General features: G+C 52.9%; 8 protein-coding genes and 1 pseudogene. 3 read left to right on the top strand and 6 right to left on the bottom strand.

Annotated features, from left to right (window positions below; translation table 11 throughout):
• Nucleotides 1-135: 135 nt before the first annotated feature.
• Nucleotides 136-237, top strand: a pseudogene (locus GNT65_RS20660) (dCMP deaminase family protein); the annotation flags it as partial.
• A gap of 61 nt (nt 238-298) precedes the next feature.
• On the opposite strand, the gene GNT65_RS14515 reads toward GNT65_RS20660, so the two are convergent.
• Both GNT65_RS14515 and GNT65_RS14510 read right to left on the bottom strand, forming a co-directional pair.
• On the bottom strand, nt 299-754 hold the full coding sequence (locus GNT65_RS14515) for a GIY-YIG nuclease family protein (RefSeq protein WP_144201949.1): 456 nt from the start codon (nt 752-754) through the stop codon (nt 299-301).
• 224 nt (nt 755-978) lie between these two features.
• The gene (locus GNT65_RS14510) at nt 979-1,368 is read right to left on the bottom strand and encodes a hypothetical protein (protein ID WP_160797431.1); all 390 of its coding nucleotides are present in this window, start codon (nt 1,366-1,368) and stop codon (nt 979-981) included.
• A gap of 234 nt (nt 1,369-1,602) precedes the next feature.
• Here GNT65_RS14510 and GNT65_RS14505 point away from each other — a divergent pair, with 234 nt between their 5' ends.
• Nucleotides 1,603-4,329 carry a DEAD/DEAH box helicase gene (locus tag GNT65_RS14505; RefSeq protein ID WP_160797429.1) on the top strand — a complete coding sequence of 909 codons (2,727 nt, stop codon included), beginning with the start codon at nt 1,603-1,605 and terminating at the stop codon, nt 4,327-4,329.
• A 174-nt stretch (nt 4,330-4,503) separates the two neighbouring features.
• Nucleotides 4,504-5,328, top strand: coding sequence for a hypothetical protein (locus tag GNT65_RS14500; protein ID WP_160797427.1), 825 nt, complete (start codon nt 4,504-4,506; stop codon nt 5,326-5,328).
• Between the two features lie 406 nt (nt 5,329-5,734).
• Here the strand turns inward: GNT65_RS14500 and gcvP are convergent, their stop codons facing one another.
• The 4 genes from gcvP to GNT65_RS14480 all read right to left on the bottom strand — a co-directional run bounded on the left by gcvP (nt 5,735) and on the right by GNT65_RS14480 (nt 12,152).
• Nucleotides 5,735-8,623, bottom strand: coding sequence for an aminomethyl-transferring glycine dehydrogenase (gcvP, locus tag GNT65_RS14495; protein WP_160797425.1), 2,889 nt, complete (start codon nt 8,621-8,623; stop codon nt 5,735-5,737).
• A gap of 168 nt (nt 8,624-8,791) precedes the next feature.
• The gene (gene gcvH, locus GNT65_RS14490; protein WP_160797423.1) at nt 8,792-9,181 is read right to left on the bottom strand and encodes a glycine cleavage system protein GcvH; all 390 of its coding nucleotides are present in this window, start codon (nt 9,179-9,181) and stop codon (nt 8,792-8,794) included.
• A 193-nt stretch (nt 9,182-9,374) separates the two neighbouring features.
• The gene (gene gcvT, locus GNT65_RS14485) at nt 9,375-10,469 is read right to left on the bottom strand and encodes a glycine cleavage system aminomethyltransferase GcvT (RefSeq protein WP_160797421.1); all 1,095 of its coding nucleotides are present in this window, start codon (nt 10,467-10,469) and stop codon (nt 9,375-9,377) included.
• Between the two features lie 474 nt (nt 10,470-10,943).
• The gene (locus GNT65_RS14480; RefSeq protein WP_160797419.1) at nt 10,944-12,152 is read right to left on the bottom strand and encodes an FAD-dependent oxidoreductase; all 1,209 of its coding nucleotides are present in this window, start codon (nt 12,150-12,152) and stop codon (nt 10,944-10,946) included.
• Nucleotides 12,153-12,163 lie beyond the last annotated feature (11 nt).

Genomic DNA, 12,163 nt, shown 5'->3' with positions numbered 1-12,163 from the left:
GCGCTTGTGAATAAGTAGAGTAATACCAGAACGCTTTTACGAGTTATTTTCCACCATGAACGTTTTGACTTCTTATCGTTCCAGTCACAAAAAAACACCCAAGATATTGAATAATAGATAAAAACCACGAAAAAAATGATGACCAAGTGGGCGGTACGTTTTTTACAGATGACCGAACTCGTAGCGTCTTGGAGTGAAGAGTCCTCTACCCAAGTGGTTAACGTAATCACTGAAAACAAATGATGAGCTTGCTCTGCATTGACTGTCTCTAAACCATCTCTCAGTACTCGCTAAATACTTACCAGAATCCCCCACCATTATTCTCACTCTCAAAATGCTTCTGGCGCAGATAGGAAATCGAAACCTCGTGCCACTTGATCCCTATCGAGCTTAGACCGTCACAGATCTCCTCAATACGCGTATCCAGATAGATATCCATGGTCAATTCATCCAAATATTTTGGATTGCCAAGATCTACCTCTTGCAGTGGATGTACCACCATAAAAAACTCTGTGCCCGGATACCTCAGGTGATCAAAGTAGTTATGGATAATGGTCTCGACTTTCTTCATGTCATCGACCTGCATGGCAAAATAGACATCGAGTTCTTGAGCACGGCCAGTCGTATCCAAGTCACGAGCACGGCGTATAGGGTCTATGCTGAGTCCAATCTTAATCTGGTTGAGATTTTCAGGCTCACGCATTACATAGATAAATCCAGGCCCATGAGGATCATTAGTATTAGAAAATCGCATGTAGCCTCTACTTTCTTGATTAATTACGCCAGGTCTTCACGAGTCTACCTTAGAGTCAACAGCAATGAAGATCGAGCCATCACAGAACGCTAGGCCCACTAATAAAGCTACTCAACAATTGCGTCGCTGGCGATGATAAGACAATGAAGTTTGGGGTTTTCGCCGCGGAGTTGACTGAAGTCAATGAGCAGCGAAAATCTCTAACTGAGGCAGTATTATCAAGCTCAAGCAGCAATTAGCGCGATGAGGCCGTGCTGCTGTCCCACAGCATTTGTAACTGCTACCAATCGGTCTTTTATCGCTTGTTCTATACCCGTGCCGTGCTCAAGCAAGTCATCAACGGCGATGAAAGCGATGGTCATCAGGCGACTGCTCTCGTAGTGATAGGCGTAACCCGGTTCGACTATCCAGTTCTCTGAGGTTAACTGCTCGGCCTTCTCATCCAAGGTTCTGACCAGGGTGAAATCGAAGGTTAAGACGTGGTCTTCCTTGCCATACCAATCCGCCTTTAATGCCTGGAAGTTAATCCACATCTCAAGCTTGGCCAGTAAGGGCTTAAGTGAACTCGAAAATCTATCATCGGCTGTGATGGTGATGGGGAATCCTTGCTGCATGGCTCTCTTTACCTCTTGCGTAAGCTTGCCGCTTACTTTACCCGCCAGCTTGCTCTTGTTCTTGGCTGCCGGAAATGACCTCGGTCTGTCGATAGGATTTGATTGTGCTGGTGAACCGCCTCAGATGCAATGGTAAAGACCAAATCCCAGGGCGCAATCTTCCACCACACCTTGTTGAAATTTAATGGTTAAGTTACTCTTGCAACGCTAATAAACCATGGGGATGGATAGGGTTTGCAAGGGATTCTGAGCTACTACAAACAGTGCTTTGCGCACGACAGCGCCGAGATCAACCTCTGGTCGTGTCATAAGCTGGCCGAGCAAGATCAGCTGCTGCTACAGGGTGAAGATGAGCTGGCCAGTGGCTTTCTCCCCCGCCTCCCCCTGCCCCACGCCTTAGCCTCGGCATTAATGAACCGCAGCGCCCTCTATCTGCGTGAGCGGGTATTACTGCATTGCAGCCTGTTCTTTAGCGGCACCATAGAGCTCAATGGCGAGCGGCGTAAGGTGGTTACCCCGCTGCTCTATCGCGAGTGCCAGATACAGGCCGATGGCGATGAGATCTTTCTGCAGGCCAGCGAGTCATTGACAGGGCAAAACCCTTTTACCATCAACGAGGCGCTACTCGAAAAACTCGTGGTGGAAGGCCATAGCCTAACCCAGGAGCTACGCGATAATCCCACCGACGTGAGCGGCTGGATAGCATGGCTGCGCGCCGGACAGGCCGATGTGGATGCCACCCAGCTACTGCATTTTCCCAAGCTGATCGATGAAGCGATATTTGAAGGCCTAAGGCGCAAGCGCAAAGGCTTTCTGGTGAGCCGCAGCCAACTGGTGCTGGCCGAGCGATCCCTAGCCAGTCGCGGCATACTACACGAACTCGACCTATTGATGGCTGCGCCTGATCTTTCGCCACCGCTACAAGCCCTGTTTGCCGAGCAGCAGCCATCGCCCCAGAGCAAACGACAGATAGTTACCCAGCAAGACTGCCTGCCGGGACTGCTGAGTAATGCCCAGATGCAGGCGCTGGATATCGCCGCCAACCACACCCTAGGGCAGATCTCAGGCCCGCCCGGCACAGGCAAAAGCTACACCATAGCCACCATAGCCGCCGAGCAGATATTGCGAGGCAAGTCGGTATTGATCGCCGCGCACACAGATGTTGCCGTGGACGTGATAGCCGATAAGTTGCAGCAACAGTTTCAGCTGGGCAGCAGCCTGATCCGCGCCGGTTCGCCGCAGTTTATCAAGCAGCTCAAGTCCCAGGTGGACGACATGCTTAACGGCATACATCCCGTCGCCAACAAGAAGGTAACTGACATTGAGCTGCAGAAGGCCTACAAGCAGCTCGATATAGTGACCAAGCAGCAAGCAAAGTTGGAAGCCAGTTTTACCCGCCATTGCAAGCGCGCAATCGGCCGAGGCCAGAAGCTGGCGAGGCTCGAGCAGCAAAAATCCCGCTGGCGCCTGCCCTACTATAACTGGTTCTATCGTGGCGGCATTAAGCGCTTCTCCCGTCAGTGGGAGGTGCTCGACAGCTTAAACAACTTGATAGCGCAGAAAGAGAAGCTCAGCCTTGAGTATCTGCAACTGGCCACAAGCCACAGGCAAAACCGCCTGCTACAAAACAAGCGCAGCTCCTTGGTTAACTTTGCCAAGGCGATACGGGCACGTCAGTCGGCGAAACAGCTGGAGGCTTTCTACAACACAGACTTCTCGGCGCTGCAGCAGACCTTTCCCATCTGGTTATCCAGTCTCGCCAATCTGCATAGGGTGTTGCCCCTGCAGCAGGAGATGTTCGATCTGGTAATCATCGACGAGGCCACCCAGGCCAATATTGCCGAGTGTCTGCCCGCCCTGCAGCGCGCCAAAACGGCGCTAGTGGTGGGCGACAGTAAACAGCTGAGACACTTCTCGTTTCTCTCTCGCGAGAAACAAGCCAGCATTCAAACCCAACTCGGTATCGCGCCAGACAGACGCGGACTGCTGAGCTATCGCGATGCCAGCATGCTCGACCTGGTATCAGGCTCGCTGAGTGCCCAGGCGCAGGTCGCCTTCCTGGACGAGCATTTTCGCAGCAAGCCTGAGCTTATCCAGTTCAGTAATCAGGCCTTCTATCAAAATGCCCTCAAGGTGATGCAGCATAGGCCCTGCACCAGTTCGGGGCACCTGCACAGAGTTCAGGTTAATGGTGAGCGCGACGCCAAGGGGGTTAACCTCCTCGAGGCCGAAGCCTTGATGGACAAGCTAGCCAAGCTTATCAACGAACAGGCCGATGCCTTGGTGCCCTCCAGCATTGGGGTGCTCTCCTGTTTTAGACATCAGACCGAGTATCTGTCGAAGCAGATCATGGCCCGTTTCAGCCTGGCACAGATAGAGCGTCATCAGCTGCGTATCGCCACGCCCTTTGGTTTTCAAGGCGAGGAGCGCGACATCATGCTGCTCTCTTTCAGCGTGACCGCACAGGACAGTCGCGCCGCGGCCTACCTTAACCGCGCCGATATGTTTAACGTGGCCATCACCCGCGCCAAACAGGCTCAGTGGCTGTTTCTGTCATTGGATGAAACCGCGCTGCCTAACAATAATCTGCTGGCCAAATACCTCACCTCGGCAACCCAATTTGAGGCTAAACACAACTATGTCGATGCCCTCGACGAGTTTGGTCAGGCGGTGACCCAGGCGCTTGAGGCAAAAGGCATTACTGTGTGGCGCGCCTATCATATGGCGGGACTGGAGCTGGATATCCTCTGCCGCTACGGCGACCAGTATCTGGCGATAGACTTAATCGGCTACCCCGGCCCCTGGAAAGACTTCTTCGAGATTAATCTCTACAAGCTATTGCAGCGCGCCGGCGTCAGCCTGATGCCCCTGAGCTACGGCCTGTGGAGCCAGCAGCAAACCCTGTGCATCGACCACATCTGCAAGCAGTTCGGCATAGCGCCCACCCAAGAGGTCGCTTGAAGAAAATTCAATTGCCCACAGCCAGTTAATACCGCAAGGTTATATTTTTAGAGCAAATGGATAGCAAGTATGTCAAAGGGAATGACACAGCTTAACCGCATACCTCTACCGTTTTTATTTCCGGCTTTATTGCTGACTTTATCACTGACCTCCACACTCGTTTTAGGGCTGTCAGTGGGTGCCGCAAACGCCGCCATCCCCAGCTTGGAAAATACCGACCCACAGGCTCACTACATAAAGGACGTGATCGATAACACGGCAAACCTCACCTATCGAAATAACGCCCAACTTGAGAGCGGGCAAGAGCTTCACATGGTAAGCGAAATCGAGCTCACCTTAGCTAGCAACGGGATTGATGAACAAGCCACACCACAAATCAGCGCCGCCAAATTCCTCTCCGCCACCATGACACTCAACTGTGATAGCGACTGCGACACCATGAACGGCCTAAACCGTCACGCTGGGCAGCTATTTCTCACCTTTAATCGTTACCTCGCCAACCTGCCTCAACTTAACCTACGGAGTGCCAAAGACGTTAAGGTAAAAGATGATAACGAGTCGCTATTTATCCGCATCTCGCAAAGCAAGGCCGAGATATCTAACTTATTAACAGCGGACATTGAGAGCGGAATTAACGAAGGAAACCAACCCATAGTTTACGTCAAACTCCTTGGCGAACATGGCTTAGTACTACACCTCAAACTCATGCTTACAGGCAAAACCTGGTTAATCGCAGAGACCATTGAAGAAGGCTTAAGAAGCACAGAAACCGCTAAAGACGGCTTGAGCGTAGCAGAGCAACTGCCCTTGATTAACTTCAGCCAGAGCGAGTATAAGGTCTTTCATCAAAACAGACCTTGGGCCGAGCACTTTGTAATGAATAAGATCCGCCTGAACCAGTGCTGGCACAGGACTATCGCCACGACACGACTCACCCCCGACGGCACCACCACAACCCAAGATAGAGACGTCGTCACCTGCGACTATCAATACCGTTAACCACTCAGGCGCAAACAGCTAAAACGAAGCCACGCAAAACTAACGAGCATTAAAAAAAAGCGAACCTTAGGTTCGCTTTTTTTAGAGGAGGATACTCTCCCAAATGGCGTTACTGCCGAAGATAAGACAAGGAAGCCTGCTGTTTTCGCCGCGCAGTTGACTCTAGTCAATGAGCAGCGAAAACAACGGGATGACGCCGTGCTATATAAGCTAATTAGCCAACAAAAAGCGAACCACAAAGGGTTCGCTTTTTTATATCTAAACTTCAGATGAAGCTAGCTATTACATAATTGCGTCGCTGACGAAGCTAATGCAAGGCGGATTGAGAGCTTTCGCGCGGAGTTGACTTGTGTCAATGAGCACGAAAGCTGAGATTCAACGCCGCAGTAGCGAGTCCAAGCAGCAATTATTTGTAATCGTCAATCGGTGCACATGAGCACATTAGATTACGATCGCCGTACACGTCATCGATACGATTCACAGTCGGCCAGAACTTATTAGCCTTAACCGCAGCCGTTGGGAACACTGCGACTTCACGGCTATATGGACGTAAGTCGAACTCGCTGTCCATGATGTCGGCCATGGTGTGCGGCGCGTTGTGCAGCGGGTTGTTGTCCGCTGGCCATTCGCCTGCTTCAACCTTGGCGATCTCGCCGCGGATGGCGATCATGGCTTCGATGAAGCGATCCAGCTCGGCCTTAGACTCAGACTCTGTCGGCTCGATCATCAGGGTGCCCGCAACCGGGAAGCTCATGGTCGGCGCATGGAAGCCGTAGTCGTTCAGACGCTTAGCAATGTCCATCTCGGTGACGCCAGAGGCTTCTTTAAGCGGACGCAGGTCGATGATGCACTCGTGCGCCACGCGGTCATTACGGCCTGTGTAGAGCACAGGGTAATGGGCAGACAGCTTCTTCATCACATAGTTGGCGTTAAGCAGTGCCATCTGAGTAGACTGTCTCAGGCCCTGGAAGCCCAGTAGCTTGATGTACATCCAGGTGATAGGCAGGATGCTGGCACTGCCGTATGGCGCTGCCGATACCGCACCGTTGTTGTCAGACTCACGACCATGCTTAACGACAACGTGGCCGGCAACGAATGGCGCAAGGTGAGATTTCACGCCGATTGGGCCCATACCTGGTCCGCCGCCGCCGTGTGGAATCGCGAAGGTCTTGTGCAGGTTAAGGTGCGACACGTCTGCGCCGATTGAACCCGGCGTGGTAAGCCCTACCTGAGCGTTCATGTTGGCACCGTCCAGGTATACCTGACCGCCGTGCTGATGGATCACTTCACAGATCTCGCTGATGGTCTCTTCGTACACACCGTGAGTCGATGGGTAGGTGACCATGATGCAAGAGAGGTTTTCGGCCATTTCGGCAGCCTTGGCCTTAAGATCTTCCATGTCCACGTTACCCTGTTTGTCACAGGCGGTAACCACAATCTTCATGCCAGCAAGCTGGGCCGAAGCTGGGTTAGTACCGTGGGCAGACTGAGGGATCAGACAGACGTTTCTGTGGCCTTCACCGCGAGACTCGTGGTACTTCTTGATAGCCAGCAGACCGGCGTATTCACCCGATGCACCCGAGTTAGGCTGCATGCACATGGCGTCGTAGCCGGTGATGTCGACCAACCAGTTAGATAGCTCTTCGATAAGCTCGGCATAACCCTCGGCCTGATCTTGAGGGCAGAAAGGATGCATGTTGCCAAATTCTGGCCAGCTTACCGGCATCATCTCGGTCGCCGCGTTGAGCTTCATGGTGCAAGAACCCAGTGAGATCATCGAGTGGTTCAGTGCTAAATCTTTGTTTTCCAGACGCTTGATGTAACGCATCATCTCAGTTTCGCTGTGGTAGCGATTGAAAGTTGGATGCTCAAGGATAGCGTCTTGACGTACCAGCTCGGCTGGAATTGAGTTGCTGCCATTGGCAATGATGTCGGCGTCGATTGCCGCTACATCCAGGCCATGACCTTCGCCCAGTACGATATCAAACAGCTGCGCCACATCTTCACGCGTGGTGGTCTCAGCCATGGCGACACCTAAGATGCCGTCGCTGTCGATACGCAGGTTAACTTCACCGGCGATGGCGCGAGCCTGCACGGCGGCGCTATCTGCAACCTTGAAGGAAACGGTATCGAACCAGGTGTTGTTTACCAGTTCAACGCCCTTGGCTTTCAAGCCAGCTGCGAAGATGTCAGCCAGACGGTGGATACGGTCGGCGATAATCTTCAGGCCTTGTGGGCCATGGAATACGGCGTAGAAAGAGGCCATGTTGGCCAGCAGCACCTGTGCGGTACAGATGTTTGAGTTAGCCTTTTCGCGGCGGATATGCTGCTCACGAGTCTGCATCGCCATACGCAGCGCGCGGTTACCGCGGGTGTCTTGTGACACACCGATAATACGGCCAGGCAGCGAGCGCTTGTGTTGGTCACGGGTCACGAAGAAGGCGGCGTGTGGACCACCAAAGCCCATTGGTACGCCGAAACGCTGGGCGCTGCCGAAGACCACATCGGCGCCCATGGCACCTGGCGACTTGAGCGATACCAGCGACATGATGTCGGCGGCCACAGTCACGATAGCTTTCTTCTCTTGCAGCGCGGCGAACAGCTCGGTGAAATCGGTGATTTGACCATAGTGGTTGGTGTATTGGAACAAGGCACCAAACAGCTCGTAGTTAACCGCTTCGCTGGCTGGGCCAACCACGATTTCGAAACCGAAACACTCGGCGCGGGTCTTCACCACGTCGATAGTCTGTGGGAACACATCGTCGGCGATGAAGAAGATGTTGGCTTTCTTCGCCTTAGAGACACGCTTGGCCAGCGCCATGGCTTCGGCGGCGGCGGTGGCTTCATCCAGCAAAGAGGCTGAGGCCAGATCAAGACCGGTAAGATCCATCGACAGCTGTTGGAAGTTAAGTATGGCTTCCAGACGGCCCTGGGCGATCTCTGGCTGGTATGGGGTGTACGCCGTATACCAACCAGGATTTTCGAATACGTTACGCTGAATCACGCTTGGCACGATAGTGCCGTAGTAACCCATGCCGATGTAGCTCTTGAACACCTTGTTCTTATCCGCGTACTCGCGAATTGAGGCAAGGCCTTCGGCTTCGCCACAGGCGCTGCCAACGGCAAGATCGCGTCCAAGACGGATCGACTCAGGGACTATCTGCTGCGTTAAATCTTCTAAAGATTCTGCACCAACGAAGTTCAGCATCTCTTGCTGATCTGCGCCGTCCGGGCCGATATGACGACGGATAAATAGTTCGTGCTGCTCTAACTGAGTGAGGGTTTCAGTGGTCATGATTAACCTAGTTCCATATTTGCCAGTATCCTAGCTGTAGGGGGCTGGTGTTACCGGTCTCGTTGTTTGACGTGGTTCTGCTTCTCGTTATCGGCCGGCATATTGCGCGGGCTTATAACGAACGAAGCCCCATCTCTTTGCGATATGGGGCTTCGTGGGCATCGACAATTACTCTTCGTCGATAACTGCTTGATAGCCTTCGGCATCAAGCAAATTGTCTAGTTCGCTCAGGTCGCTAGGCATGATGCGGAAGAACCAGCCATCGCCGTATGCGTCGCTGTTAACCAGCTCGGGAGAATCTTCGAGCGCTTCGTTAACCGCTACTACTTCACCAGAAAGTGGTGCGTAGATGTCTGAAGCGGCTTTTACCGACTCGGCTACCGCGCAGTCGTCACCGGCGCTAACGGTGTCGCCAACTTCTGGCAGCTCAACGAATACCATGTCGCCTAGAAGCTCTTGGGCGTGCTCACTGATACCAACAGTGTATGAACCGTCTTCTTCTTTGCGGATCCATTCGTGTGAAGAAGCGTATTTCAATTCAGTCGGAATATTGCTCATTATTTTTGTTCCTTGTTCCGTAGTGCTAAATTTTAAAAACTAAGACTGTATAACCACTCAAGCGCCTGTCGTTCGACTGGGTTAGCCGATATTTTAGCAGCTTTGGTCCGAGTTGCTTAGGTAGAGCAACCCGGCCCCGCTATTGCCCTTTTGGCAGCCTGACGGCTAAACAGGGATAACCCTTATCAAACAGTTAGAAGGCCTGCTTACCGTTGCGCACGAAGCTAGGTGCGATCACTTTAACAGGGACGCGCTTCTTACGCATCTCTACTTCTGCGACATCGCCAACAGAATTCGGCACGCGGGCCATGGCGATAGAGTAACCTAAGGTAGGTGAGAAGGTGCCGCTGGTGATAGTACCTTGCTGCTCAACGCCGTCTGCGTCGGTGAAGAAGACTGGCATGCCGGTGCGCAGTACGCCCTTAGCTTCCATCACCAGGCCAACTAGCTTGTCAGCGCCGGCGGCTTTGATAGCGGCTAGCGCTTCGCGACCGATGAAGTCACGGTCTTCGGGTTCCCAGGCGATGGTCCAGCCCATGTTGGCCGCCAGCGGGTTAACGCTCTCGTCCATGTCTTGGCCGTACAGGTTCATGCCTGCTTCTAAACGTAGGGTGTCGCGGGCGCCCAGACCACACGGCTTAACGCCAGCGTCTAGCAGCGCTTGCCACAGGGCTTCGGCTTCCGTCTCGGGTACGATGATCTCGTAACCGGCTTCGCCTGTGTAACCTGTGGTCGCGATGAAGAGAGAGCCAGACTGCACACCGAAAAAAGGCTTCATGCCTTCGACCGCTGTGTTTTGCTCGTCGGAAAATACCGCGGCTGCTTTCGCCTTAGCGTTAGGCCCTTGAACGGCGATCATCGCCAGCTCAGGACGCTCGGTGACGGTCACGTCATAGCCTTTAACTTGTTCGGTGATCCAGGCGAGGTCTTTCTCGCGAGTGGCCGAGTTCACTACGATACGGTAATGGGTGTCGCTGAGATAATAGGTGATCAGGTCGTCGATAACGCCTGCGTTGTGGTCTAACATGCCACCGTAGAGTGCCTTACCCGGCACCTTGAGTTTGGCGACGTCGTTGGCCAGTAGTTTACGAAGAAAATCACAGGCCTCAGCACCCGTAACATCTACTACTGTCATGTGAGACACGTCAAACATACCTGCGTCTTGACGCACAACATGGTGTTCTTCGATTTGAGAGCCGTAGTTTAGCGGCATGTCCCAACCGTGAAAGTCGACCATTTTGGCGTTAGCTTCTAGGTGCTTGTTAAAGAGTACAGTTTTATTAGCCATTATTATCTCTTCTTTTTTGCCCTTTTCGGGTCTTACCTGGCGGTGCCTCAGCGCTAGGCAAAATTGATGAAATGGGGCAAAGGCCGAAAGGGTCGGTCAAGCACTATCTTGTCATCAATAGGCGGTAGCGAAGCAGGCGGTCATGGTGAACCACCTCGAACTGACACACCTGAACCTAGGGTACGTAGGGCCAGGATGTGATTGCAAAGATGAGTTTTTGCATCAATTGCGTCGAATAAGATGCATCAACAAATTCTGTTTTAAGATACGCGCTTGGTATCAAAATGCGGCGAAATTATACCTTGCGTCACAGTTTTGTATACAAGAGAATTTTCTAATCCGAACCATTTTCCCATTACTTTTTCTCATGTTAAAAATGTAGTTTTGTTACATGAAAAACCGTATATCAAATCAAATGATGTCAACCACTTGTATTTAAAAACAAAATGATAAGGTGCCGCATTTTTTTCCAGCTTATTTACACAGCTCAGGCAAGCGGGTTTTGTTACCCATAGCCTGTTGCATAAACAGTGTTTTCACAGGAGAAAGGTTATCTACTAGGTTGAGTCCCAGATCCCGCAGGGCTTTTTTCACCGGATTACCGCCCTCGAACAGTCGCTTGAAACCTTCCATCGCCGCGATCATCTCCAGCGCATCCGCCTTACGCCAACGCTCTAGCGGACGTAAATTGGCATAATCGCCGATATCCTTGCCCTTGGCCTTGAGTTCGCTCAGGGTCTCGATAATGGCTGCGGCGTCTAAGAAGCCCAGGTTAACCCCCTGACCAGCCAGCGGATGTATGGTGTGGGCCGCATCTCCGGCAAGTACCAGACGGTGACGGGCAAAGTGACGGGCATAACGCATCCGCAGCGGGAAGGCCTGGGGCTCGCTCTCGAGCGTGCACATGCCCAGCTTTCCGTCGAAGGCGGCGGTCAGGCTGCGCTCGAACTGCACCTTGTCGCCCTCCAGCAACGCCTGCGCCTTGGCCGGTGGCACCGACCAGACGATGGAGCAGAGATTTGGTTCAAACAGTGGCAGAAACGCCAGTGGGCCTTCACTTAAGAACACCTGTCTGGCGGTGGCATTGTGGGGCAGCTCGGTGCGAATCGAGGCGACGATGGCGTGATGACCATAATCCCAGAAGGTCATGGGGATCTTGCACTGCTCGCGCACCCAGGAGTTGGCACCGTCGGCGCCGATCACCAAGGCCGCCGACAGGTTGTCGCCGTTATCCAGGGTCAGCCAGGCCTCACGCTCGCCAAAGGCTATCTTCTCCAGGCGGTGATTTTCCAGATGAGTTATCTCACTTAGCTCGCCGGCACGGGTCGCCAAGGCATGGCTGATGTTGTCATTTTCTATGATGCTGCCCAGGGTCTGCTCGCTGATAGAGTGGGCATCGAAACCTATCTTGCCCAAGCTATCCTTATCCCACACCGCCATTTTCTGATAAGGGCCGACGCGAGACTCGTCGATATAGGCCCAGGCTCCAAGATGAGTAAGCAATCGCTGACTCGCCTTGTTGATGGCGCTGACTCTTAATCTGGCCTCGCCGGATACCGCCTGGGTTTCCCCGGCATCGATCACCACGACTCTCAGCCCTTCCTGCCCCAAGCCAATGGCGGTTGCCAGCCCGACCATGCCTCCGCCGATGATGGCAACGTCATAGGTTTGTGTACTGAACATATAGCGATCCT

This window comes from Shewanella insulae, assembly GCF_009831655.1.
Lineage (GTDB): Bacteria > Pseudomonadota > Gammaproteobacteria > Enterobacterales > Shewanellaceae > Shewanella > Shewanella insulae.
This window is presented reverse-complemented; position numbering and strand designations above follow the sequence as displayed.